At 71.7% G+C, this 24,375-nt stretch carries 24 protein-coding genes; 9 read left to right on the top strand and 15 right to left on the bottom strand.

Going from position 1 to position 24,375, the window contains the following annotated elements:
• Positions 1 to 385: 385 nt before the first annotated feature.
• On the top strand, positions 386 to 1,723 hold the full coding sequence (locus ABD230_RS16200; RefSeq protein ID WP_344376879.1) for an FAD-binding oxidoreductase: 1,338 nt from the start codon (positions 386 to 388) through the stop codon (positions 1,721 to 1,723).
• Positions 1,720 to 3,087: a class I SAM-dependent methyltransferase gene (locus tag ABD230_RS16195; RefSeq protein ID WP_344376876.1), complete on the top strand. Its 1,368-nt coding sequence runs from the start codon at positions 1,720 to 1,722 to the stop codon at positions 3,085 to 3,087. The genes ABD230_RS16200 and ABD230_RS16195 overlap by 4 nt, the downstream gene beginning before the upstream one ends.
• Before the next feature lie 18 nt (positions 3,088 to 3,105).
• Here ABD230_RS16195 and ABD230_RS16190 read toward each other — a convergent pair whose 3' ends face one another.
• The 5 genes from ABD230_RS16190 to ABD230_RS16170 all read right to left on the bottom strand — a co-directional run bounded on the left by ABD230_RS16190 (position 3,106) and on the right by ABD230_RS16170 (position 6,850).
• Complete coding sequence (locus tag ABD230_RS16190; protein WP_344376873.1) at positions 3,106 to 3,957, bottom strand: MerR family transcriptional regulator; 852 nt, start codon at positions 3,955 to 3,957, stop codon at positions 3,106 to 3,108.
• A 35-nt stretch (positions 3,958 to 3,992) separates the two neighbouring features.
• Entirely contained in the window at positions 3,993 to 4,478 is a 486-nt protein-coding gene (locus ABD230_RS16185; RefSeq protein ID WP_344376871.1) for an SRPBCC family protein, read from the bottom strand.
• Positions 4,475 to 4,843, bottom strand: a complete 369-nt coding sequence (locus tag ABD230_RS16180) for an ArsR/SmtB family transcription factor (protein ID WP_344376867.1) — start codon at positions 4,841 to 4,843, stop codon at positions 4,475 to 4,477. Before ABD230_RS16180 ends, ABD230_RS16185 begins: the two co-directional genes overlap by 4 nt.
• Positions 4,844 to 5,205: 362 nt before the next feature.
• A complete protein-coding gene (locus tag ABD230_RS16175) occupies positions 5,206 to 6,477 on the bottom strand; it encodes an RNA polymerase sigma factor (protein ID WP_425546251.1) in 1,272 nt (423 codons plus the stop codon).
• Positions 6,478 to 6,499: 22 nt separating this feature from the next.
• Positions 6,500 to 6,850 (bottom strand): YciI family protein, encoded by a 351-nt coding sequence (locus tag ABD230_RS16170; RefSeq protein ID WP_344376862.1) that lies wholly within the window; start codon positions 6,848 to 6,850, stop codon positions 6,500 to 6,502.
• Positions 6,851 to 7,033: 183 nt separating this feature from the next.
• On the opposite strand from ABD230_RS16170, the gene ABD230_RS16165 reads away from it, so the two are divergent.
• Entirely contained in the window at positions 7,034 to 7,702 is a 669-nt protein-coding gene (locus tag ABD230_RS16165) for a DUF998 domain-containing protein (RefSeq protein WP_344376859.1), read from the top strand.
• Between the two features lie 60 nt (positions 7,703 to 7,762).
• On the opposite strand, the gene ABD230_RS16160 is transcribed toward ABD230_RS16165, so the two are convergent.
• The 3 genes from ABD230_RS16160 to ABD230_RS16150 form a co-directional block, all read right to left on the bottom strand.
• Complete coding sequence (locus tag ABD230_RS16160; RefSeq protein WP_344376857.1) at positions 7,763 to 8,788, bottom strand: LLM class flavin-dependent oxidoreductase; 1,026 nt, start codon at positions 8,786 to 8,788, stop codon at positions 7,763 to 7,765.
• A gap of 50 nt (positions 8,789 to 8,838) precedes the next feature.
• Entirely contained in the window at positions 8,839 to 9,840 is a 1,002-nt protein-coding gene (locus ABD230_RS16155; protein ID WP_344376854.1) for a hypothetical protein, read from the bottom strand.
• A gap of 65 nt (positions 9,841 to 9,905) precedes the next feature.
• Complete coding sequence (locus ABD230_RS16150) at positions 9,906 to 10,673, bottom strand: DUF4328 domain-containing protein (RefSeq protein ID WP_344376852.1); 768 nt, start codon at positions 10,671 to 10,673, stop codon at positions 9,906 to 9,908.
• 227 nt (positions 10,674 to 10,900) lie between these two features.
• Here ABD230_RS16150 and ABD230_RS16145 point away from each other — a divergent pair, with 227 nt between their 5' ends.
• The gene (locus ABD230_RS16145) at positions 10,901 to 13,948 is read left to right on the top strand and encodes a hypothetical protein (protein ID WP_344376912.1); all 3,048 of its coding nucleotides are present in this window, start codon (positions 10,901 to 10,903) and stop codon (positions 13,946 to 13,948) included.
• 10 nt (positions 13,949 to 13,958) lie between these two features.
• On the opposite strand, the gene ABD230_RS16140 is transcribed toward ABD230_RS16145, so the two are convergent.
• Both ABD230_RS16140 and ABD230_RS16135 read right to left on the bottom strand, forming a co-directional pair.
• Positions 13,959 to 14,321: a hypothetical protein gene (locus ABD230_RS16140; protein WP_344376849.1), complete on the bottom strand. Its 363-nt coding sequence runs from the start codon at positions 14,319 to 14,321 to the stop codon at positions 13,959 to 13,961.
• Between the two features lie 135 nt (positions 14,322 to 14,456).
• Complete coding sequence (locus tag ABD230_RS16135; RefSeq protein WP_344376843.1) at positions 14,457 to 15,038, bottom strand: TetR/AcrR family transcriptional regulator; 582 nt, start codon at positions 15,036 to 15,038, stop codon at positions 14,457 to 14,459.
• A gap of 55 nt (positions 15,039 to 15,093) precedes the next feature.
• Here ABD230_RS16135 and ABD230_RS16130 point away from each other — a divergent pair, with 55 nt between their 5' ends.
• Complete coding sequence (locus ABD230_RS16130) at positions 15,094 to 16,074, top strand: SDR family NAD(P)-dependent oxidoreductase (RefSeq protein WP_344376837.1); 981 nt, start codon at positions 15,094 to 15,096, stop codon at positions 16,072 to 16,074.
• Here ABD230_RS16130 and ABD230_RS16125 read toward each other — a convergent pair.
• Entirely contained in the window at positions 16,071 to 17,111 is a 1,041-nt protein-coding gene (locus ABD230_RS16125; RefSeq protein WP_344376834.1) for a serine hydrolase domain-containing protein, read from the bottom strand. The two genes, ABD230_RS16130 and ABD230_RS16125, sit on opposite strands and share 4 nt — an antisense overlap.
• 396 nt (positions 17,112 to 17,507) lie before the next feature.
• Positions 17,508 to 17,888: a VOC family protein gene (locus tag ABD230_RS16120; protein WP_344376831.1), complete on the bottom strand. Its 381-nt coding sequence runs from the start codon at positions 17,886 to 17,888 to the stop codon at positions 17,508 to 17,510.
• A 62-nt stretch (positions 17,889 to 17,950) separates the two neighbouring features.
• Here ABD230_RS16120 and ABD230_RS16115 point away from each other — a divergent pair, with 62 nt between their 5' ends.
• Entirely contained in the window at positions 17,951 to 18,460 is a 510-nt protein-coding gene (locus ABD230_RS16115) for a TetR/AcrR family transcriptional regulator (RefSeq protein WP_344376828.1), read from the top strand.
• A 75-nt stretch (positions 18,461 to 18,535) separates the two neighbouring features.
• Here the strand turns inward: ABD230_RS16115 and ABD230_RS16110 are convergent, their stop codons facing one another.
• Positions 18,536 to 18,943, bottom strand: coding sequence for a VOC family protein (locus ABD230_RS16110; RefSeq protein WP_344376822.1), 408 nt, complete (start codon positions 18,941 to 18,943; stop codon positions 18,536 to 18,538).
• A gap of 125 nt (positions 18,944 to 19,068) precedes the next feature.
• Between ABD230_RS16110 and ABD230_RS16105 the strand changes: the two genes are divergently transcribed.
• Both ABD230_RS16105 and ABD230_RS16100 read left to right on the top strand, forming a co-directional pair.
• A complete protein-coding gene (locus ABD230_RS16105) occupies positions 19,069 to 20,547 on the top strand; it encodes a sensor histidine kinase (protein WP_344376818.1) in 1,479 nt (492 codons plus the stop codon).
• Positions 20,541 to 21,182, top strand: a complete 642-nt coding sequence (locus ABD230_RS16100; protein ID WP_344376813.1) for a response regulator — start codon at positions 20,541 to 20,543, stop codon at positions 21,180 to 21,182. Before ABD230_RS16105 ends, ABD230_RS16100 begins: the two co-directional genes overlap by 7 nt.
• A gap of 63 nt (positions 21,183 to 21,245) precedes the next feature.
• On the opposite strand, the gene ABD230_RS16095 is transcribed toward ABD230_RS16100, so the two are convergent.
• Positions 21,246 to 22,739 carry a PxKF domain-containing protein gene (locus ABD230_RS16095; protein ID WP_344376809.1) on the bottom strand — a complete coding sequence of 498 codons (1,494 nt, stop codon included), beginning with the start codon at positions 22,737 to 22,739 and terminating at the stop codon, positions 21,246 to 21,248.
• A 157-nt stretch (positions 22,740 to 22,896) separates the two neighbouring features.
• On the opposite strand from ABD230_RS16095, the gene ABD230_RS16090 reads away from it, so the two are divergent.
• On the top strand, positions 22,897 to 23,382 hold the full coding sequence (locus ABD230_RS16090; protein ID WP_344376806.1) for a nucleoside deaminase: 486 nt from the start codon (positions 22,897 to 22,899) through the stop codon (positions 23,380 to 23,382).
• 9 nt (positions 23,383 to 23,391) lie between these two features.
• Here the strand turns inward: ABD230_RS16090 and ABD230_RS16085 are convergent, their stop codons facing one another.
• The gene (locus ABD230_RS16085) at positions 23,392 to 24,222 is read right to left on the bottom strand and encodes a hypothetical protein (RefSeq protein WP_344376804.1); all 831 of its coding nucleotides are present in this window, start codon (positions 24,220 to 24,222) and stop codon (positions 23,392 to 23,394) included.
• Positions 24,223 to 24,375 lie beyond the last annotated feature (153 nt).

Raw genomic sequence — 24,375 nt, 5'->3', positions numbered from 1 at the left:
AGCGGTTCCTTGAACAGCTCCACTTCACAACCGGAGGTCTTCGCCTTTCAGCAGATCAGGGCCGTGTCCCGAAACAACGTCCTTGGACATCACAGCTAGAACGAGGGAATGCGCGCCAGCGACGGGAACGAGGCAAGTGTGCGACAGACGGCCAGTCCTCGGAAATCCGATGGTCGGCGGCGCGGCATCCGCCTAGGAGTGTGTGTGTGTTTATCCGACACCCGCACGATTCGTACGCCTTGAGGTGTCGAACTCGCGAGGCATAGTCCCGCTCGGCGGCAAGGGGAACTGCCCGATGCGGGCATCGGCCCCTCCGGACTACCGTTAGAATGTGTCCGCTCCTGCGACCGACGCGACTGACGCACGAGCCGCTCACGCCGACGGCGTGGAGCGCCTGCTGGCGAGCTATCGGGCACTGCCCGCGACGGCGACGGTGCGGCTGGCGAAGCCGACGTCGAACCTGTTCCGGTCGCGCGACCGGGTCGAGGTCCGGGGCCTGGACACGTCGGGGCTGACGCAGGTCATCGCGGTCGATGCGGAGGCGCGGACGGCCGACGTGGCCGGCATGTGCACGTACGAGGATCTCGTCGCGGCGACGCTGCCGCACGGGTTGGCGCCGCTGGTGGTGCCGCAGTTGAAGACCATCACGCTCGGCGGCGCGGTGACGGGTCTCGGGATCGAGTCGACGTCGTTCCGCAGCGGGCTGCCGCACGAGTCGGTGCTCGAGCTCGACATCCTCACCGGCGAGGGCGAGGTCGTGACCGCGTCGCCGACGGAGCACGCCGACCTGTTCCGCGCGTTCCCGAACTCGTACGGCACGCTCGGCTACGCCGTGCGCCTGCGCATCGAGCTCGAGCCGGTCGAGCCGTTCGTCGCGCTCACGCACCTGCGATTCCACGCCATCCCCGACCTGATTGCCGCGATGGACCGCATCGTCGACACCGGCGCCCTCGACGACGGCACCTGCGTCGACTACCTCGACGGGGTCGTCTTCAGCACCGACGAGAGCTACCTCTGCGCGGGCGTGCAGACCGCGGCATCCGGCCCGACCAGCGACTACACCGGGCAGCGCATCTTCTACCGCTCCATCCAGCACGCGGACGGCGCGACGCACGACCGGCTCACCATCCACGACTACCTGTGGCGGTGGGACACCGACTGGTTCTGGTGCTCGCAGGCGTTCGGCGCGCAGCATCCGCTCATTCGTCGATTCTGGCCGCGGCGCTACCGGCGCAGCAGCGCGTACTGGAAGCTCATGAAGCTCGAACGGCGGTACGACATCGGAAACCGCATCGAGCGGTTCCGCGGCCGGCCGCCGCGTGAGCGCGTCATCCAGGACGTCGAGATCCCGATCGAGCGGACCGCGGAGTTCCTCGACTGGTTCCTCGCCGAGGTGCCGATCGAGCCGATCTGGCTGTGCCCGCTGCGACCGCGCGACGACAGCGACTGGCGGCTGTACCCGCTCGAGCCGCACCGCACCTACGTGAACGTCGGCTTCTGGTCGACCGTGCCGGTCGGCGCGACCGAGGGGGCGACGAACCGGCTGATCGAGCACAAGGTGAGCGAACTCGACGGGCACAAGTCGCTGTACTCCGACGCCTATTACCCGCGCGACGAGTTCGACGCGCTCTACGGCGGCGACGCCTACCGCGCCGCGAAGCGGCGGTACGACCCCGGCTCACGGCTCCTCGACCTCTACGCGAAGGCGGTGCAACGACGATGACGACGTTCAAGGAGCGCGGGCCCGAGTCGGCGGCGGATGCCACGAAGACCGATGCCTCGCTGGCGGATGCCAAGACGGCGGATGCCTCGGGCAGGCTCACCCTCGCCGAGATCCTGGAGCTCGTCGCCGGCGGGCAACTCCCGCTGCGGTTCACCGCCTACGACGGCAGCTCGGCGGGCCCGCCCGAGGCCCCGCTCGGCATCGAACTGAAGACGCCGCGCGGCACGACCTACCTCGCCACAGGTCGCGGCGACCTCGGCCTCGCGCGCGCCTACATCGCCGGCGACCTCGAGATCCACGGCGTGCACCCCGGCGACCCCTACGAGCTGCTCCGCGCCCTCGCCGACGAACTGGTGTTCCGGATGCCGCCGCCACGGGCGATCGCGCAGATCCTCCGTTCGATCGGCGTCGAGCACCTGCGGCCGATCGCGCCGCCGCCGGGGGAGGCGCCGCCCCGGTGGCGTCGGGTTGCCACCGGTCGCCGTCACAGCAAGGCGCGGGACGCCGAGGCCATCCACCACCACTACGACGTGTCGAACACCTTCTACGAATGGGTGCTCGGGCCGTCGATGACCTACACCTGCGCGTGCTACCCGCGCCCCGAGGCATCCCTCGACGAAGCCCAGGAGAACAAGTACCGGCTCGTCTTCGAGAAGCTGCGGCTGACGGCCGGCGACCGGCTGCTCGACGTCGGCTGCGGATGGGGCGGCATGGTGCGCTACGCGGCGCGCCGCGGCATCCGTGTCGTCGGCGTGACGCTGTCGGAGCAGCAAGCGACGTGGGCGCAGCGCGCGATCGCCGAGGAGGGCCTGGGCGAGCTCGCCGAGGTGCGCCACGGCGACTACCGCGACATCGCCGACTCCGGGTTCGGCGCGGTGTCGTCGATCGGGCTGCTCGAGCACATCGGGGTGCGCAACTACGCGAAGTACTTCCGCTTCCTGCAGTCGCGGCTGCGAACCGGCGGGCTGCTGCTCAACCACTGCATCACCCGCCCCGATAACCGGTCCGAACCGTCGACGCACGGCTTCATCGACCGCTACGTCTTCCCCGACGGCGAGCTCACCGGGTCCGGGCGCATCATCACCGAAGCGCAGGATGTCGGTCTCGAGGTGCTGCACGAGGAGAACCTGCGCCCGCACTACGCGCTGACGCTGCGCGACTGGTGCGCCAACCTCGTCGAGCACTGGGACGAGGCGGTCGACGAGGTCGGCCTGCCCACCGCGAAGGTGTGGGGGCTCTACATGGCCGGCTCGCGGCTGCAGTTCGAGCGCGGCGGCATCCAGCTGCACCAAGTGCTGGCGGTGAAGCCGGACGACCGCGGGGGAGTGGGCGAGCTGCCGCTGCGGCCGTGGTGGACGGCGTAGGGCGGGTCGCCAGTCGCCTCAGGCCTCGCGCTCGACAGGTGCCTGCAGCTCGGTCACCCAGTCGGGGCCGGGCTCGTGCCCGTCGGCCACGAGGTAGACCTCGCGAGTGGGGCCGGTGATCCGGTACCCCTCGGCGACGAGGCCGTCCATCAGCGTGCTCCACGACTGCCCGATGCCGGTCATGTCGCCGCGGTGGATCAACGTGGCCATCGTCGCGACGGCGGGCAGCGTCACGACGTCGTAGCCCGCGCCCGGCTGCGGTTCGGGCTCGGCCGTGTAGGACACGTGCACGGCGAGGTCGTCGCTGCCCTCGACCGGTTCGTACCAGAAGATGCCCGGCCCGATGAGCGGCCGGCCGACGGAGGTCAGCGCGTCGTCGAGCCGGGTGATCGCGGGGCCCACGACGGGACCGACGTTCTCGGGGCCCATCCCGTGCGCGACCGTGCTGGTCGCGTAGACGGTGACGGGCTCGACGGTGCGGTATTCGATGGTGTCGTTCATGGTCTCTGTTCCTTCGAGGAGTCGGAGTCGCCGCTCCAGCCGCGCGAGCCGTGCGGTGTCGTCGGCGACGGATGCCGCGAGGTCGGCGCGACGCTCGGCCAGAGCGTCGTGCAGACCGCCGACCTCGTCGCCGGCGAGCGCCACCGCGATGCGGTCGAGGCCGATCCCGTAGCCGCGCAGTTCGACGATCCGCAGCAACCGCTGCAGCTGGGCACTCGAGTACCGGCGGTACCCGCTGTGCTCGTCGACGTGCGCCGGCTCGAGCAGCCCGATCGCGTCGTAATGGCGCAGCATCCGCACGCTCACGCGTCCGAAGGCGGCGAATTCTCCGATGGTGTACATGGTGGAGACCACGTTCGACCATGACACAGTGTGAGGGTCAAGCGACAGCGTCGGCCGAGGCGTCAGCGACGCACGAGGTACGCCTCGATGCGGTCGAACGCGCCGACCCAGGCCTGCGACGCGAAGAAGTCGCGGATCTCGGGCGTCGGGAAGCCCGACTGCACGACGCTCATGAGGGTGCCGCCGTCGACGGGCTCGAAGGTGACGACGATGTGCGTGGTCATCGTCTGGCCGCTCGGGTCGCTGCCGGTCGATTCGGTGACGAGGCGGTGCGGGCGATCGATCTCGAGGAACACCTGCTCCTCGCGGAAGAGCGTGTCGCGGTCGGGCCCCCACACGGCGACCTGCCGGCCGCCGACGCGCAGGTCGGCCTCGATCTCGACGATGCCCGGCTCCTCGTCGAGGATCGAGAACCAGATCTTCTGCTGCTCGGCGTCGGTGTAGGCGTCGAAGACCTCCTCGGGTGTCGCGGGGAGCGTGCGCGACGCGCGGAGCTCGAGGGTCTCGGTGGTGGTGTCGGCGGCGGTGCCGCCCGTGTGCTCGGTCATGTTGCGCCCTTGTCGGTGTCGTTGTGGGTGTCGTTCCGCGTGCCATTGCGGAGGGTGAAGTAGGCCTCGAGACCGTCGAGACGGCGCTCCCAGAGGCGCTGGTAGAAGGAGATCCACGCCATGGCGTCGTCCAATCGCTCGGCGCCCAGCCGGCACTGCCGGGTGCGTCCGACCTTCTCAGTGGTGGCGAGCCCCGCGTCGACGAGCACGTCGACGTGCTTGCGGATGCCGGTGAGGGTCATCCCCGCAGACTCGGCCAGTTCGCTGATCGTGGCGGGCCCGTCGCCGAGTCGCACCAGGATGTCGCGTCGGGTGGCGTCGGCGAGGGCGGCGAACGCCCGGTCGAGCACCTCATGTTGAACCATGCGGTTCAGTGTAGATCACTGAACCGAGAAGTTCAATATCGCGGATCGGGGCGACCCGTCAGCGGTCGGGTGCGGTCCAGTCGAGGAGACGAGCGTGCGCGCGGCGATCTCCGCCAGGCGGTCGAGCGCCGGCGGATCCGGCTTCTGCGACGCTCCGGCCCGCCAGGAAACGGCGATCTCGAAGGCGCGGCGCTGCATCGCCCGGACCGCGTCGAGGACGCCCGGGTCGACCTCGCTCGGTTCGCGTCCGGGCCCGACCATCCACGTGTCGCTGCGCCGGGCCGTCGAGCTCGCGCGGGACGCGCTCGATGCCGGCGACGGGCAGTCTCACCGGTGCTCGTCGGCTCGCGACCGCCGCGACGTCATCCCTCGACGGACGCGGCGCGAGACCGTTCGAGGAGGAACTCGCGCTCCGACGCGTTCCCGGCCAGGCGTGCGGCACGGGCGAACTCCGCGGCGGCCTCCTCGCGGCGGCCGACCCGTTCGAGCAGGTCGCCGCGCACACTCGGCACCAGGTGGTAGCCCGAGAGCGCCGGATGCTCGACCAGTTGGTCGGCGAGTGCGAGTCCCGCTTCCGGGCCGAACGCGCGACCGAGCGCGACCGCCCGGTTCAGCTCGACGACCGGCGATCCGGTCCGGCGGGCGAGCTGCTCGTAGAGCGCGGCGATGCGTGGCCAGTCCGTCTCCTCGGGCGTCGCCGCCCTGGCATGACAGGCCGCGATCTCGGCCTGCAGCGCATACGGGCCGGGCGCCTCGCCCGCGAGCCGTTCCGCTTCGGCCAGTGCGGCGAGTCCGCGACGGATGCGCCCGGCGTCCCAGCGCGCGCGATCCTGGTCGTCGAGGAGCACCGGCCGGCCCTCGGGCCCAGCCCGAGCCGCGAGCCGTGATGCCTGCAGTTCCATGAGCGCCGAGAGGCCGTGCACCTCCGCGTCGTCGGGGACGAGCGCGGTCAGGATGCGGCCGAGGCGGAGCGCCTCGTCGCAGAGCGGGGGCCGCATCCATTCCGCGCCCTCGGTCGCCGAGTAGCCCTCGTTGAAGAGCAGGTACACGACGCCGAGGACGGCAGTGAGCCGCTCGGCGCGCTCGGCGCCGCCGGGCTCCTCGATCACCGCGTCGACCTCGGTGAGCGTGCGCTTCGCCCGCACGATCCGCTGCGCGATCCGAGCCTCGGAACCGAGGAAGGCGCGCGCGATCTCGCGCGTCGAGAGGCCCGCGACGAGCTTCAGCGTCAACGTCGTCTGCGCCTCCGTGGTGAGGGCCGGGTGGCAGCAGATGAACATGAGTCGCAGCACGTCGTCCTCGACGTGGTCGACCGCGTCGGCCGGGTCGGCGGCGAGCGAACCCTCGAGGTCGCGGGCGAGGGCGGCGCTCGCGCCATCCTGCCGGGCAGCTCGGCGGAAGCCGTCCATCACGCGCCGCTTCGCGATCGTCATGAGCCAGGCGGCCGGATTCGCGGGGATCCCGGTCGCGGGCCACTGCGCCAGGGCGGCGACCGCAGCCTCCTGCGCGGCTTCCTCGGCGGCGCCGACGTCACCCAAGATGCGGACGAGCGCGCCGATCAGCCTCGCTGATTCGAACCGCCAGACGGCGTCGACCGCGGCTCGGACGTCGCCCTCCGCCTCCACGGTGACCAGTATCCACCCGGCGGGCCGGTGGCTACCCGGCGATCTGCCGGATCTCGCAGCTCCCCTCCCATCCGGGCGCGTGCTCGAGGTGGATCGCCATCAGCCGGCGGCCGAGCTCGACGGCCTCGTCGCGCGAGCGCACCTCGATGATCGCGTAGCCGCCGACGAGCTCCTTCGATTCGGCGAACGGCCCATCGACATGGCTGATCCGGCCGTCGGCGAGCGAGACGATCGCGCCCGCGGCGCTCGGCAGCAGGCCGCCGAGTTCGACGAGCGTTCCGTTGCGGCGACCCTCCTGCTCGAACTCCGCCATCGCGGCGTACACCTCCTGCGGGGCGGGTGCGGACCGCTCGTCGTTCTTCAGCATGCACATGAACTGCATGGGAGTGCTCCTTCGTTCAGTCGGTTCCGGCGGGCGATGCGCCGCCGTCACTCTCACGTCGCCGTCGGGCTCGCGATCTCGACATCGGTCCCGGAGAAATTCTGTCGACGGGATGTCGAGAACGCGAGCCCGACGGCGACGTGCAGGTGAACGACCGAACACGAACTCGACGGAAAGGCGATCATGTCCACGTCCACCACCACCCCGACCCGGCCACGGCCGGGCACCGACGCGTCCACCCGGACGCTGCTCCGCGCCGGCCTCATCGCCGGACCGATCTTCATGCTCACCGCGACCGTGCAGGTGCTCGTGCGCGACGGCTTCGACCTCGCCCGGCATCCGATCAGCCTGCTGGCCGTCGGACCAGGCGGCTGGGTGCAGATCGCGAACTTCATCCTCGCCGGCCTCCTCGGCATCGCCTTCGCCGTCGGGGTGGCGCGCGCCGTCCCGACCGGGGCGTCAAGCCGCTGGGCCCCGATCCTCCTCGGCCTCTTCGGGGTCGGGCTCGTGATCGGCGGCGCCTTCCCCGCGGATGGCGCGTTCGGCTTCCCGGCGGGCGCGCCCGATGGCATCCCCGCCACGACGAGCTTCCACGCGAAGGTGCACGCCGTGGCACCGCCACTGGCGTTCCTCTCCCTCATCGCGGCGTGCTTCGTCGTCGCCCGGCGCCTCGGGCGCGACGGGCACCGAGCCGCGGCGGCGTGGACCCGGGCCCTGGCGATCGTGTGCTTCGTGCTCTCGGTCCCGTTCGGTCCGGGTGCGAGCGTGCGCCTGTTCGTCGCGATCGGGCTGGCCTTCGCCTGGCAGGTGTGGTTCGCGTGGCGACTGCTCACCGAGCGACGGGCGGCATGAGACGGGCGATTCGAGGGGCTTCGTTCGCCGCCCGGTCGCGCCGTCCGCCTCAGCCGCGGCTCAGCGCCACCCGAGCGCCGGCGCGACGTGCGTCAGGAGCGACTCGAGCACGTGCGCGTTGTAGTCGACGCCGAGCTGGTTCGGCACGGTGAGCAGCAGGGTGTCGGCGGCGGCGATGGCCTCGTCGTCGCGCAGCTGCTCGATGAGCGCATCGGGCTCGGCGGCGTAGCTGCGACCGAAGACGGCGCGGAAGTCGTCGATCACGCCGAACTGGTCGGACTCGTCGCGCTGGCCGCCGCCGAAGTAGGCGCGGTCCATGTCGTTGACGATCGCGAAGATCGAGCGGCTCACCGAGACCCGCGGCTCGCGCTCGTGGCCGGCCTCGGCCCAGGCGGCGCGGTACGCCTCGATCTGCTTGCGCTGCTGTACGTGGAAGGGCTCGCCCGACTCGTCCTCCTTGAGGGTCGAGCTCATGAGGTTCATGCCCTGCTCGGCCGCCCACACGGCGGTCGAGTCGGAGCCGGCGCCCCACCAGATGCGGTCGCGCAGGCCGGGCGACTGCGGCTGGATGCCGAGCGGCCCCGGGTGCGGGTTCGCGAACATGGGCCGCGGATTGGGCTCGGCGAACCGTGCGCCGTCGATGACCTTGAGGAACACCCCGGTGTTGTTGCGGGCGACGTCGGCCATCGTCGAGCCCTCGGGCGCCTCGTAACCGAAGTAGCGGTACCCGTCGATGACCTGCTCGGGTGATCCGCGCGAGACGCCGAGCTGCAGGCGACCGCCCGCGATGAGGTCGGCGGCGGCGGCATCCTCGGCCATGTAGAGCGGGTTCTCGTAGCGCATGTCGATCACGCCCGTGCCGAGCTCGATGCGACTCGTCTTCGCACCCGCCGCCGCGAGCAGGGGGAACGGGCTCGCGAGCTGGTTCGCGTAGTGGTGCACGCGGAAGTACGCGCCGTCGGCCCCCACCTCTTCCGCCGCGACCGCCAGGTCGATCGACTGCAGCAGCACGTCCGACGCCGATCGCGTCTGCGAGCCGGGGGAGTTCGACCAGTGGCCGAACGAGAGGAAACCGATGCGCTTCATACAGGGGTCCAACGTCTGGGGCGGCGCGGCATTCCGGGAGGCGGTCGGGATCAGAGCCCCCAGTAGTACGCGGCCGCCGAGCCGAGCGAGTTGTACGCCACAGCCTTGACGGTGACGTACGGTCTCGGCCCGTTCTCGAACCCGCACCGCATCGGAACGCTGACCGTGCCGACCGCTCCCCGTCCGGAGGCGAGCAGCGTGAACCCGCCTGTCGCCTGGACGTTGGCGTCGGTGTAGGCGTACAGGATGTCGACCGTGTTGCCCTCGCGCGCCTCCCAGCTCATTTCGAACGGAACGACCTGACCGTTCGCATCGTCGCCGCACTCGCCGCGCGGGGCGGGCAGCATCCCGATGATGCCCGGGGGATACAGGTCCTGGGTCGAGCCGCCGCCGGAGGGCGTGTCGCCGTCCGACCCGTCGCCGGCACCTCCGTCGCCGCCGCTCCAGTCATCCGTCTCCGTCTCGGCTTCCGCCTCAGCCTTCGCCGCGACTTCGGCCGCGGCCTTCCCGGCCTTCTGCGCGGCGATGACGGTGTCGGAGGCACCCTTCACACGGGTGAGCGCCTCGACGACGTCGTCGGCGGCCGCGAGGCGCGCGACGGCATCCGCGAGCGCATCCCGGGAATCGCCGGCGAGCGGACTCGCGGCGATCAGCTTCTCGGCCCGGTCCTTCGCGCTCGCGACGAGCTCGCCGAGGGCGTCGGCGACGGCGTCCATGGCCGACGCGATCTCGTCGACCTCGCCGTCGGCCGTGGCGAACGACAGGTCGACGCGAGCGGCGTCGAACGCCGCCGCCACGTCCGGATGCACGGCGTCGGCGAGTGCGGCAGTGAGTCCGGCGTAATCGGCGTTGAGTCGAGCCGCATCCGCTGCCGCCCGGGCGAGGGACTCGGCGTCTGCCGCGGCCTGCTTGGCCGCCGCTTCGGCCTCGAGGGCCAGCTGCCGGTTCCGATCGTCGAGGGCGACGGCCGCCACCGGGATCGAGACCGCGCCGAGCACGATGAGCACGCTGGCTGCGACGCTCGCGACTCTCGCCCACGTCGGCAGGGCCATGAATCGACCCACGACCTGCGCGCGGGGTGATTCGGGTCGGCCCGAGGCGTCGTCGCCGGAGCCCGTCATGCGGGAGGAGCTGCGGCGTCCGTCGCGCGCGGTGCGACCATCTGCTCCGGGCGCTGCAGGATGCCTCGTGTGATGCCGCGGACGACCATCCACGCCAGCGGCGCGGCTGCCAGGAGGAGGGCCTCGCCGAGGAGGCTGCCCCACATGCTCGAGCGGAAGTGCTCGAGGGTCTCGGCGGAGATGTAGACGCGGTTCGAGAACGACACGACGACGTTGCTGCCCAGCCAGAGCCCCCACCACGCCATCTGCCACGACGGCCGCGAAAGGCCGACCGCTCGCCAGAGGTCGGAGATGTTCTGGTATGGGAACCAGAGGTTGACGACCGGGATGAACCATGATGAAGCGTGTCGGCCGGGCGAGCGTCGTGTGCGCCCGGTGACCTGCTTGGCGGCCCGGTACTGCCAGATCGCCCAGAGCACGCCGGTCACGATGATGGCGATTCCAGAGAGGCCGTTCACTACGGCCGACACCTGGTCGTAGGCCCAGATCGAGTCGATGGCCGCGTCGTCTCCACTGAGGTAGGCCGTGATGGCGCCGATGCCGAACGCCTCCGTGGCGATGATGACTGCGGAGAGGGCGCCGCAGACGATCAGGAGCACCTGGGTCGCCGACGCGAGCTTGGTGAGTTTCTGCATCGCCACTGCCGCGGGCTGCCCGCCCGGTGCGGGAGGTGCCGGCGGGGCCGACGGCACGGCCGGTGCCGAGGGGGTGTCCGAGGCCGCCTGCAGGGCGGCATCCGGCGGCGGCGGAGGGGTCGTCGTCATTGGTGTGGCTTCCTCGGGTAGGGGCGTCGAGGGGTCCGTGATCCGGACAGTCCTCCACGGTCGGGTCGCGAGTCACTGTAGCGATCCGTCGACGCCGTCATGATCACGATTGGGACACGCGTCTCCACGCTGCGGCGCATGGGGCCGCCGGGGGCTCGTGCGCCGGCGCACGCTCCGACTCCGACAAGTGGGACGATCGTCCCAGTGGTGTTACGCTCCCGAGCGTGATGACGCACCCCGGCCGGATCCTGCGCGTCGGGATCGCCGCACTGATCCTGCTCGCGCTGGGCGCCGGGATCGCCGTCGCCCTGACCGACGCCCTCGGCATCCGCTCGGAGCCCGCGGACGTGCCCGTCGAGACCGCCGCGGTCGCCGAGCCGGTCGAGTTCGCGGCGCCGCCGGAGTTCGCGAGAGCCGACGTGCCCGACGGTGCGCGCATGCTCGCGGCGCTCGAGGAGCTCGACGACGCGGTCGCGGATGCGCCCCGCACCGAGGGGAGGGCGACGCTGTCGGTCCGGGTCGAGGCCTCGGTCGGCGATGCACCGGACGCCGACACGACGGCCGGCGCGGACGGCGACGAGACCTACCGCCTCGAGGGCACGCGTGCCGCCCTCACCGTCATCGGGCGCACCGAGGCGGGCGCCATCCGTGGGGTCTACGACCTCGCCTCCGCGGTGCGGGACGGCCGGCCGGTCGACGAGCGCGCGGGGGAGACGGTGACCTCGCGCCTCGGCTTCCGGATGGCCGACCTCGGCGCGGTCGGCGTCGCCGTCGACGAGGCGGCCCACTCGGCGGGCACTGACTACTCCCACAACTCCCGCGCCTTCGAGGACGTGATCATCGCCGACGCGCCCTACATCGACGAGGTCGCGCTCGCCGAGGCGCGGACCGAGTTCGACGCCTACGTCGATCACCTGCTCGCCGAGGGGTACACCGCGATCACCGTACCGGGCCTGCTCGAGTACCTGACCTTCTCGGATGTCGGCGACGGGACCGAGGTCTACGCGCCCGACGACGAGCACGTCGCCCGTGCCATCGCCATGCGGAACGCGTTCGGGTCGATGTGGGCGTCGGCCCACGCCGCAGGACTGGACGTGTACCTCCGCACCGACATGCTCGTCGTCACGACGCCGCTCGAGCAGTACCTGCAGGACCGGTTCGGGGGGTTCGCGACCGACGACCCCGAGTTCTGGGAGGTGTACGCGGCCGGGCTCGACGAGCTCTACCGCGAGATGCCGTACGTCGACGGCGTGCTCATCCGCATCGGCGAGGCCGGCCAGGTCTACGACCTGCCCGAGTGGGACTACCGCAGCACGCTCGCGGTGACGACCGTCGACGCGGTGCGCACGATGCTCGAGACGCTGCTCGCGCAGGCCGAACGCGCCGATCGCGAGCTCATCTTCCGCACCTGGAGCGTCGGCGTCGGCGCGGTCGGCGACATGCACACCAACGCCGACTCGTACCACGCGGTGCTCGACGGCATCGACTCGGATCGCCTCATCGTCTCGACGAAGTACTCGCTCGGCGACTTCTACAGCCACCTGCCGATCAACGACACGCTCGAGGTCGGCGACCAGCGCCGCATCATCGAGTTCCAGTCGCGCCGCGAGTTCGAGAACTTCGGCGCGTTCCCGAACGACCTCGGGCCGCTCTACGCGCAGGTGTTCGAACGGCTCCTCGCCGCGAACCCGAACATCGAGGGCATCTGGACGTGGACGCAGGACGGCGGGCCGTGGCGCGCCGGTCCGCTCTCACTCGAGCTGAAGGCCGGCTTCTGGCAGCTCGCCGAGCTGAACACCGAGCTCGCCGTGCGGCTCGCGCGCGACCCCTCGCTCGACCCGGCGACGATCACCGCCGACTGGGCGCGCCGCTGGTTCTCGGACGACCCCGCGACCGTGCAGGCGATCGGCGAGGCGATGGCCGACTCGCGCGAGGCGATCACCGACGGGCTCTACATCGGTCCGTTCGCCGACCGGAGGGTGTTCGCAATCGGGCTCGAACCGCCGCCCATGATGTGGATCTTCGAATGGGACATCCCCACCGGCGACAGCGCCTCGCTCGACGTGATCTACGCGATCTCGCGCGAGCGGCTCGACGAGGCGATCGGCGGCGGCGAACGCGCGCTCGAGGCCGTCGAGCGGATGCGCGACTCGATCGCCGCGACGGATGCCGCGACCTGGCACGACCCGTCGATGCGCGAGGAGTTCCTCGACGCACTCGACTACGAGGCGGACACGCTCGGCATGCTCGCCGACTACCGGATGATGGTCCTCCGCAACGCCGAGTGGCACGACACCGTGTCGGCGCAGGCCCGCGCCGACTGGGAGGTGGCGCGCACCGCGTTCCGGGCGTCGGCCGCCGAGCACGAGGCCGAGTACGGCGGCGACCCGTACCATCCGGCGTTCAACCTCGAAGCGGCCCGGCTCGGCGCCGAGCGCGCGGAACGCGACCCCGCGATGGGCTGGTCGGCCCTCGCCCTGCTCGTGCTGGTCGCGGGATGGATCGGCTACGGGATCGCGGCACGCGCCGAGCGCGTGCGGCGGCTGCCGCTGGCATCCGTCGCGCGCGCGATGTGGGTGGCGGGGACCCGACCGTGGCGTGCGTCGGAGGTCGCGCGCGACCTCGGGCCGGGCCAACGGGTCGCGCTCGTCGCGGTGCCGGCGGTGGCGCTCGCCGTCAGCCGCGGCATCCTCACCTGGTTCGCCGCACCCGCCCACCTGGTCGCGACGCTCGGCGCCTGGCTCGTGTTCGCGGTCGTGCTCGTCGTGATCGTGCGCGCGCTGCGCGCGCCGTGGCCGGCGGTCGTCGCTGCGGTCGGCGGTGCGGCCCTGCTCCGCGTCGCGCTGCTCGCGGCGGTGCTCGTGCCATCCGGCCCCGGCGGCTACTGGTTCGGGTTCTGGACCGACGAGGTGCAGCGGAGCGCGTACGTCGTCGTCTCGTTCGCGCTGTTCGGCTGGGTGCTGGTGGCCGCAGCATGGTCGGTCGCCGGTTCGCTCGGTGTCCGACGCGCGATCGGCGCGGTCGTCGCGGCGTCGGGCGCGGCGATCGCCGTCATCGCCGGGCTCGTCGCCGCCATCGGGCTCGAGGCGGCGCTCACCACCTGGAACGACCAGATGGCGCTGCTGCCGTGGGGGCTCTCGCGGATCCTCGGGATCACCGTGTACCTCGACATCCCCCAGGACACGGCGCTGTGGCTCGCGGTGATCGGCGTGGTCGTCACCGGGTGCGGGGTCGTGGCCGCGACCGTGCCACGCGCCCGTCGCCGGATGGCGTGAGGGTGGGCCGTCACGCGCCCACGAGCACCGTGACGATGGTCGCGCCGTGCACCGCGGCGATTCCGAGGTTGCTCAGCACGACCGGGTTCCGGAACGCGTGCCGCACCGTGACGGCGGTCCCGACCTTGTAGACGACCTGGATCGCCAGGAGGCCGAGCACCGCGCCCTCGACCAGCCGGGGCTCGACGTCGAGCAGTACGGCGATCAGGAGCGTGGCGCTTGCCAGGAGGATCGCCGCGTAGACGCTGCGCAGGATCTCGCGCGCGGGACTCCGCTCGCCGAATACGCCGTCGACCCGGCGACCGCCGAGCTGGAGGGCGGTCAGGACGGGGACGAGCACGATGATGTTGAGCGTGAGCGAGACGACGATCACGGGTCCGCCCCGCTGACCGAGCGAATGATGTCAGTTCGTGTCATGACCCGACGCTACGCTGATGTCATCTTGTGACACAAGAGGGTGCGGGTCCGTTCACAGGATCGGGCTCGGTTGAGCCCGGGCACCGCCCGGTCACCTCGCGGTCGTCGCGTCGAGGATGGTGCGCAGTGACGGCAGCGCGGCCCGGATCCGCTCGTCGAGGGGGGTGGGGTCGGCCGAGGCGTCGGCGATCCAGGCGTGGAGTTGGCGTCGGAAGACCGCGAAGCCGATCGCCGCGAGCAGGCTCGCGTCGTCGGCGCGGAATCCCCGCGCCGTGAGGGCGGACGAGATGGCCGCCTCCCAGCGGGCCTGCTTGGCCAGTTCGCGACCGGAGAGCGCGACATCGGTGTCGATGATCGCCTGGCGTCGGCGGAGCAGGTCGTGGGCCGGCTGCATCCGCTCGGCCAGCGCGACGAGTGCCCGCTCCATGAGCGTGCCGGCATCGACCGGCCCGCTCGGCTCGGCGATGGTCTCGAGGAGCGCCGGGAGGAGCAGGTCGTCGTCCGCGAAGAGCACCTCCTCCTTGTCCTGGAACTGCCGGAAGAAGGTGCGCGCCGTCACGCCCGCACGGTCGGCGATCTGGTCGATCGTGACGGCGCCGTAGCCGTGCTCGGTGAACAGGTCGAGTGCGGCGGTCGCGAGACGTTCGCGCGAGTCGGCGGGCCAACGGGGCATGCGCATATCGTAGCCAACCCTTGTGTCAGGATCTGACATCAGTCATGATGCACTCATGACAGTTCATGACATCAAATCGTCCACGGTCGTGCTGACCGGCCCCACCCGGGGGATCGGGTCCGCGATGCTCGATCGACTACTCGAGCATCCCGCGCACCCGAACCTGATCCTGCTCGGACGGGATCCGTTCGCCCTCGAGGGCGCGGTCGGTCGAGCGCACGCCGCCGGCGTCGACGCCCGCGCCATCCGCCTCGACCTCGCCGACCTGCGCACCGTGGACGCCGCACTCGACGAGCTCCGCGGACTGGTCGAACGAGGGGAGGTGTCCGCGCCGGAGGCGGTCATGCTCAACGCCGGCGCGCAGTTCGGCGACCGGCGCGGCACGAGCGTGCAGGGCGTGGAGCAGACGTTCGCCGTGAACGTGGTGGCCCAGCACGTGCTCGTCCGAGGGATGCTTCCACTGCTCGCGCCCGGATCGCACCTCGTGCTCATGGGCTCGAGCACCCACCGCGGCCGCCTGCAGTCGTTCGGACTGCTGCCGTCGCCGCGCCCCGCACCGCCCGCCGAGCTCGCGCAGGTCGACCGTTCCGAGGCCGGTGCGACACGACAGGCCGGAGGTCGCGCCTACTCCGACAGCAAGCTCGCGCTCGTCACGCTCTCGCACGCCTGGGCGCGTCGCGCTGCGGCGGCCGGGCACCGCCTCAACACGTACGACCCCGGGCTCGTGCCGGGCACGGGACTGACGCGCACCCTCCCGGACTTCGCGTTCTGGGGTTGGGAGCACGTCATGCCCGCCATGGCGATCCTCCCCAAGGCGTCGACGCCCCGCGCGACCGCGCGCCACGCGATCGACCTGCTGCTCGGCGATCGGCACCCCGGTCTCCACGGCTGCTACGTCGAGCTCGGGCGCGTCACCCTGGCGGCCGAGCCGACCTTCGACCTCGCCCGTCAGGAGGCGCTGTTCGCGTGGATGGAGCACCGGTTCCCGGTCGCGGCACCGCGGGCCGATTCGGTCCGCTCGGTGGGAACCGCCTAGTCCGCCAGCAGGAGGATCCGTCGGGCGACCTCCTCGGAGTCGCCGGGTGCGTTCCACAGCACGATGGCGGCGGTGCCCGCCTCCCGGTCGATGAGCAGCGCCGACGAGTAGCCACCGGTCCGCGCGTCATGCCAGGCCAGGGTTCGGGCCGGTCGCTCTTCGATGACCCACAGGTAGCCCAGCGAGCTGTCCGAGTCCAGGCGCAGGTGGGGGTCGAGGGCGGCGCTGTCGGAGAACCGGCCGTCGATGATGGCGCGCGCCAGGGCGGTGAGATCCGCGGCGGACCCGGCGACTCCACCTGTCGGCGCGTAGTCGCCGTACGTCCACGGGTCGACGGGGATTCCGGCGAGCGTGTAGCCGGGCTCCAGCGTCGACGGCACGTCCGCGCGCGTCGCGACCACCACCGAGTCATCCATGCCTGCCGGCTCGAGCACCCGCTCGCGAAGGAGCTCGGGGTACGTCTCGCCCGACGCGGCCGAGAGTGCGGCGCCCAGCAATGCGGGGCCGACGTTGCCGTAGTCCGGTTCGGGTGCGGACGGCACCTCGAGCCCCGTCACGAAGTCCACCAGGGCACCCGGCGCATCCGGGTAGGGGTCGGCGTCGTCGGACTCGGTCGGAGTGGGCGGCAGGCCTGAATGGTGCGTCGCGAGCTGCTCGAGCGTCGTCGCCGCGGCATCCGACGAACCGAGGTCGAGATGGGCGCCGACCGGGTCGTCGGGAGCCACCTCGCCGCGCTCGATCGAGTCGGCCATGAGCAGGCCGAGCAGCAGCTTGCTGATCGACCCGAACTCGAACATCGTGGTGTCGTCGGCGTGCACGAAGGCGGATCGGACGGAGTCGCCGTCGACCAGCACGGCGGCCGCCCGGTCGACGTCGTCGCCGAACGTGCGTCCCAGCGATTCGACCAGTTCGGGGTCCCCTGTCGCACCCGCGCTCGCCGACGCTGCGGCGTCCGTCTCCGGCGACGTGACCGCCGCACCATCCCCGATCGTGCATCCCGAGCACCACAGCAGGGTCGCCGCGGTCGCCGCGACCATCCCCGTGCTCCGTGCCGCGACGGCCGGCCGTCGTCCCTCCGACTCACGCATGATCCGTCCCCCCAGACCGTTCCCGCATGACCGCGTGGCGCGCCATGCGCCAGCGGATGCCGGGTCGACGACACCGTCGTCCACGGCCTGATCGACCCGGATTCGAGTCCGTTCACCCGTCCCGGACGGGACGGCTCGCGGGTCCGGGCGACGTACCGCCGCGGACATGTGTGTCGCTCGGTGGGAGGCGTTGGAACGTCCGGACGTCGAGCGAGCGCGGGGCTGCGCCACGCCACGCGTGGCACGGGATCATGCTACTCCCGCGAGCGGTGGCGGATCACGCCACGTCGGGTTGCGTATCCCGCCGCGCCGGCGCCCGGGGAAGGTCGGGGCCGGACCGCCGACCTACTCGAGCTGGTCGGTGTCGGTGTCGGTGTCGGTGTCGGTGGCGGCGTCGGTGGACTGGTCGATGACGTAGAACACCGAACCGCCCGGCTCGCGATACTCGGCCAGGTAGCCGCCGGGGATCGCCGCAGGTGCGGAGAGGACCTCGAGCGTCGCCGGGCGTTCCGCGTCGTACGCGAGCACGCTGTCGACGACGAACATCGGCCCGGTCCTCGCCTCGGGATCCTGGTCGAGCATGACCTGGATGCCGCCATCCGGATCGACCACGGCCGCGGTCGTGGCACCCTCGCGCCAGAGTTCGCTCCAGCCCAGCTCGTCGCGGTAGAACGCGAGCGACGCCGCCAGGTCGGTGGTCGGGATGTACAGGATCTCGAATCGCACGATGCTCGCCTTCCCCCGTGAGCGTAACGTGATTACGCAGAGCATAATGCAATAATGCTGGCGTGCGCCAGTGGATGCCGATCTCGACCTCGCCGAAGGGCCGCCTCGCGCTCGCCGCAGTCCGCGCGTTCGGCGCGCGACCGTTCGCCGAAGTGCCGGTCGTCGAGCTCGCCGCCGACGCCGGTGTCACGACGGGCGCCCTCTACCACCACTTCGGCAGCAAGTTGGGGCTCTATGCGTTCGTCCGCGCCGACGTCGAGCGCCGGCTCCTCGATCGTGTCGAAGGAGCCCTCGCCGGTTCGGCCGAGGTCGACGACCTGATCCGTGCGCTCGCCGTCGGCTTCGACTTCGTGGTCCGCGATGACGTCATCCACCTGCTCGACGCACCACCGCCCGTGGAGTCCGGGCCGGATGCGCTCGCCGAGGTCATCGCCGAGCAGTTCGTGCCGCGCTCCGACGCGCTCGGAGCGATGCTCGCCGCGGCATGGCGTGCCGCGGTGCGCGAGGTCGGCGCGGGCGCCGACGCCGAGCAGATGCGCTCGGCGCTGCTGTCCTTGAGCGTGCGGACCTGAGACCCGCTCGGCCGATCGCCGCGAGTGCGTCACGGCCTCAGGCGACCGCGCGCGCGATCCTCGCGCGGGGTCGGGTCAGTCCGCGACCGGTTCCTTCGGCGGGTTGAACATGAACTCGATGCGGATGCCGTTGTCCTCCTCGACGAACGACGCGTAGTAGCGGTCGTTGAAGCGGGGGTAGTGCTTCGGGTCGCGGACGGCCGTCCACCCTGCCTCCATCGCGATCGCGTGCAGGCGGTCGACCTCGTCGCGCGAGTCGACGGCGAACGCGAGGTGCTGCCAGCCGACCCGGCCGTGCCGGTGCGGGCCCGTGCCGGGCTCGCGGGCCGGCAGGAGAACCAGTTCTTCGTGGCCCTTGTACCAGGACACCCCGCTGTCGGCGTCGAGCCGCGTGCAGCCGAGGGCGGTCATGACGGGGTCGAACTGGGCGATGGAACGCGGGAGGTCCTCGACGCTGATGCCGAGGTGATCGAAGAGGGCCATCCGGTCAGACTAGCGAGACGGCCCGACACGGCCGGATCGCGGACGCCGCAGCGGAGACCCGCGCCAGTAGACTCGCCCCACTGAGCGGCGTGGCGGCCGCGCTGAGCGCACCGGGGGTTGTGTTCGTGGGTGACGACGTCGGGACGACGGCTTCGCGTCCGGTCGCGTCGCGCCCGGCGGAGTCCGCCGGGTCGTCGCCGAGGGCGCCGGCTCCGTGGCATCCGCGCGCCTGGTCGTGGGTGATGATCGCGACCTGGGCGTTCTGCATCCTGATCACGGCGACGCTGCTCTGGAGCCCGTACGTCGCGTTCGGGTTCCCGAACCGGTCGCTGCACCTCGTGCTCGACTCGATCGACGGCTTCGTCGCGCTGCTCGTGGCGTACCTCCTCTACAACCGCTTCGTGCGGCGCCGCCGGTTGCAGGACTGGCTGCTCTGCGAGGCCCTCGTGCTGCTCGGCATCGCCGGACTCATCGTCACGTACCTGGTCGAGGATGTCGCCGGCATCCGCGACGGACGCCTGAACGTCTGGGTGCCTCTGACCGTGCGCGTCATCGGGGCGGTCCTGGTGCTCGCCGCCGCACTCGCCGGCGACCGGATCGGCCCGCGGCGTCTCCGTCACTGGTCGCTCGCCGCGCCGGTGCTCCTGATCGTCGTCGTCGCCGCGGCAGGGTGGGCCGCGTCGGGAGTGCTGCCGGTCGCGCTGGGCGAGGACTTCTCCGCGCACTCGGCGGTGGCGCCCGTCCTCGCCGGGCACCCGCTGCTGCTCGTCGGGCAGGCGATCGCCGCATGCTCGTTCCTCGTCGCCTCGATCCTCGTGGCGCGGCAGGTGACCCGCCGGAACGACGAACTCCTCCGCTGGCTCGCGCCGGCCGCGACGCTCGCCGGATTCGCGCGCCTGAACTACCTGCTGTACCCGTCGCTCTACACCGACTGGCTGTACACGGGCGACGTGCTGCGCACCGCGAGCTACGTCCTGCTGCTGGTCGGCGCGCTGCGCGAGCTGCGCCTCTACTGGATCGCGCAGACGCAGGTCGCGGTCGTCGAGGACCGCCGCCGGCTCGCGCGCGAACTGCACGACGGCGTGATGCAGGAGCTCGCGTACATCCGCGTCGAGTCGGCGATGCTGCCCGACGAGACCGCGTCGAAGCAGCAGATCACGGATGCCGCGGTGCGCGCGCTCCACGAGGCGAGATCCGCCGTGAACGCACTCGGCAGCGTCGACGACGAGCCGCTCGGCTACGTGCTGCACCGTGCCGCACGTGAGCTCACGGCTCGCTACGACGTGCGCCTCGAGGTCGACGTCGACGACTCGATCGCGGTCGACGGCGACCAGCGGCACGCGCTCGTGCGCATCATGCGCGAGGCAGTCGTCAACGCGGTGCGGCACGGCGGCGCTCGACTCGTCCGGGTGCGCCTCGTCGCGACCGACGGCGAACGGCGGCTCACGATCGCGGACGACGGCACGGGGTTCGAGGTCGACGCGGGTGCGGCGTCGGGCGGGTACGGCCTCGTGAGCATGCGCGACCGGGCGAAGGGCCTGCCCGGGTCGATCCGGATCGAGTCCGCGCCGGGCGGGGGAAGCACGGTGACGGTGACGTGGTAGCCGAGGAGATCAGCGTCGTGCTCGCCGACGACCACGCGGCGATGCGATCCGTCGTGCGCCGGGGGCTCGAGTCGGGCGGATGCCGCGTGGTCGGCGAAGGCGCCACCGCCGACGAGGCCCTCGAGCTCGTGACCGAGCACCGGCCCGACGTGGCGCTGCTCGACATCCACATGCCCGGCAACGGCATCCGCGCCGCCGAGGCGATCAGCCGCGCCGTGCCGACGACCGCGATCGTCATGCTCACCCAGTCGCGGGACGACGACGACCTGTTCGACTCCCTGCGGGCCGGGGCGGCCGGCTACCTGCTGAAGGATGCCGCGCCGCCGTCGCTCGCCGACACGCTCCGCGGCGTCCTGGCCGGCGAGGCGGCGATGCCGCCGGCGCTCGTGGCGCGGATCCTCGACGAGTTCCGCGGGCCGGCGCGGCGCCGGTTCGGGCGGGGCTCCGCCGCGGCATCCAAGCTGAGCACCCGCGAGTGGGAGGTCATGGACCTGCTGCGGCGCGGGGGCAGTACCGACGACGTCGCGGCCCGGCTGTACCTGTCGCCGACGACGGTGCGGGTGCACGTGTCATCCGTCCTGCGGAAGCTGTCCGTGACCGACCGGGCCAGCGCATTCCGGCTCCTCGAGGAGTGACGACGCGAAAGGCCCCGGAATGATGTCCGGGGCCCCTCGGTCTCGGGGGAGGAGTGGTGCGGCCTACTTGAGCATGAAGCCCGCCGTGATGGTCGAGCCGTCATCGGTGGTCATCGTGACCGTGTAGCAGGCGCCGGGCTTCTTCGGGGTCGCCCAGTTCTGGATGAACTGGCCGCCCGTCGTGTCGTACCGCAGCGAGGTGCCGCCGGTGGTGGTGAACTCGATGGCATCCGTCAGGGCGTCGGCGCCGGGGCACATCGTGGGCGTCGCGGTGAAGCGGTCGACCACCGAGACGTCGGTGAGCTCCGTGTCGCCGGCGAACACCTCGAACTTCAGCGGGACCGTGCTGCCGCCCTTCACCGTGTTCCAGGTGCGACCCATGTCGACCGGGGCCGTGAAGCCTGCGAGCGTCCAGTTCAGGACCGTGTACGAGAGGGTCGCCACCGCCACGTTGCCCGCGACGTCCTTCGCCGTCGCGGTGAGGGTGTGCGGCCCGACGGCCGTGCTGTACCCGGTGACGTCGCACGAGGCGAGACCCGACGTGGCGTCGGAGGCGTCGCACGCCGGGACGGCCGGCACCGCGCCGAAGTAGTACGACGAGCCGAACGAGCCTGCGAACCCGACCGTCGGCTTCGTCAGGTCGACCTTGAGGGCGGGGACCGTGTCGGTCGTGGTGTTGCCCGCCCAGTCGACCGCAGTGCCCGTCACCGACGTGCCCGCGGTCTCGAACACCGTGGTGTCCGGCCCGCACGACTGGATGCCGGACCCGCCGTCGGCGCACGTGAACGTCACGCTCACCGGGGTGGTGTACCAGTTCGCGTTGCCGTTCGGCGCGGCGGGGGAGAGCAGGTGGCCGATGGTCGGCGCGATCGTGTCGACGACGGTGTACTCCACCGATGCCGTGTCGGCAGCGAGTCCGCCGCTGTCGGTGTGGTTGCAGGTGGCAGTCTGCGTGCCGACGTTGTGCACCAGGGTGTCCGAGAGGGCCGCAGGGAACGAGCTCGGGCCGTCCTCGAGGTCGGTCACGGCGCACGTCGCCGTCGGGACCGCGCCGGCCTCGTAGGTCCCGGCCGAGACGCCCTGCACCGAGACGGTCGGCTTGGTGTTGGTCGGCGCGGTCACCGTGATCGGGATCGCCACCTGTCGCTTGTAGTCGCCGCCGGTGTTCGTTGCCGCGTTGAGGTCGACCGTCACGGTGCCGCTCACGGCGGTGCTGCTCGCGGTGAACGCTACTGGAAATGCCGTTCCACACGACGTGATCTTAAGCGGGTTGGGCGACGCCGTGATGCCTGCGGGAGTGATCACGTCGAGCCAGAGGGTCTCGTTGGCGTCGATGTTGCAACCGTCGTCACCATCCCCGCCGGTGTGCACGACGAAGATGCCTGCGCTCTTCGACGTCGAACTCCCGGCCTGCAACTCCAGCGGGGCTGCGGCGGTGGTCGAGATGGTGTCCTGGATGTTGTCGGCGTGCGCCACCAGGGCGCTGCCGAACACCGCGGCGGCGGTGAGGATGGCGGCGGCGGCGGTCGTGCCGGCGCGCGTCAGGCTTCGTTTCATGGGTGGTTCCGCTCTCTGGGTCCGTCCGGCAGGCCCATGCCGGGACGGCCGTCCGTTCGACGCTAGGGAGGGCCGGAAGGGCGGGGAAGTCGTCGCGCGTTCAAATCCCTGAACATGGACCCGAACGGGGGGTGCGCCGGTGGGCCATGCTGGGATCATGGCGATCTCTGGCACCGATCTCATCCATCTCCGCCGCTCGGTCGACCTCGCGCGGGAGGCGCTCGACGCCGGCGACGGTCCGTTCGGGTCGGTGCTCGTCGACGCCGCCGGCGTCGAGCGGTTCGCGGACCGCAACCGGGAGGAGGCGACGGGGGATGCCACGCGGCATCCGGAGTTCGAGATCGCCCGGTGGGCGGCGACCAACCTGACCGCCGACGAGCGCGCGACGGCCACGGTGTACACGTCGGGGGAGCACTGCCCGATGTGCTCGGCGGCGCACGCCTGGGTCGGCCTCGGCCGGATCGTGTACGCGGCCTCGGCGGAGCTGATCGCGGGGTGGCGGCGCGACCTCGGCGCATCGCCGGCGGCGGTCAGCGTGCTGCCGATCGGCGTGGTCGCGCCCGGCCTGCCGATCGAGGGGCCGGTCCACGAGCTCGTTCCCGAGGTTCGGGCGCTCATCGAGCGGGCGGTCCGCTCGTCCTAGGCCGCGGCGTCAGCCCGCCGAGGGGGTGCCGAAGTACACCGGCTGCGAGTTCAGGTAGAAGCGCACGCTCCACAGGCCGTGGTCGGCGTCCGTGCTCGGGATCGGGATGATCACGTTGCCGGTGCCCGATTCGCCCGGCTCGAGCCCCCCGATCGCCTCGATCGTGTCCGGCATGTTGATCCACGGCTTCTCCACCACCTGCAAGCCCGGCGTGACGTACTCGAACGTCATCTGCACGGCCGGCGTCGCGCGCAGCGAGCCCAGGTTGGTGAACGTGACCGGCACGGACGCGTACTGCTCGCCGGGCTCGAGGTCCGAGAACGGGTAGGCGGCCTCGACCTCGGCGGTCGCGTCGAGGTTCGGAGTTCCGAGGCTCACCTCCCAGCCCTGGTGCATCGAGTCGCGCGGGTCGGTGTCGTACTGCACGGTGGACCCGAGCGGGGCCGGGTCCTCGGGGCTCAGCCCGAGCCCGCCGTCGGCCGGCACCGAGGAGTCGGGTTCGAAGACGAGCGGCTCGGGCCCGACGATGTACGTGGAGCCGCCGGCGTCCCGGATGGCCTCGACCCAGCCCGTGAAGGGAGCCGCGTACGTGGCGACCAGGAGCACCGACAGGGCGAGCGCCACGACGGAGAGCGGCACGCCGATGATCGCGGTGACCTTCGCCCTGCCGCGCCGGAGCAGGGCGACGACGCCGAGCACGATGCCGACGAGCCCGACCAGGACTCCGAGCATGTTCAGGATCGGGATCACGGCGAGCAGGAGCGCGACGCCGCCGAGCACGAGCGATGCGATCCCGAGTCCGTTCGTCCGCGACGGCGACGGCGACGGCGATGGCGCCACCGGAGCACCGATCGGCTCCCGGGAGGCGGAAGCCGGCGTCGTCGGCAGACCGGGCGCGGTCCGGGCCTGCGCAGGATCCGGCGGGGCGACCGATCCCCATGCGGGCGACACCGGCGGCGGGGGTGGAGCGGGCGGCGCTTCGGGCGGGGGGAA

It is taken from the genome of Agromyces tropicus (genome assembly GCF_039531345.1).
GTDB lineage: Bacteria > Actinomycetota > Actinomycetes > Actinomycetales > Microbacteriaceae > Agromyces > Agromyces tropicus.
This window is presented reverse-complemented; position numbering and strand designations above follow the sequence as displayed.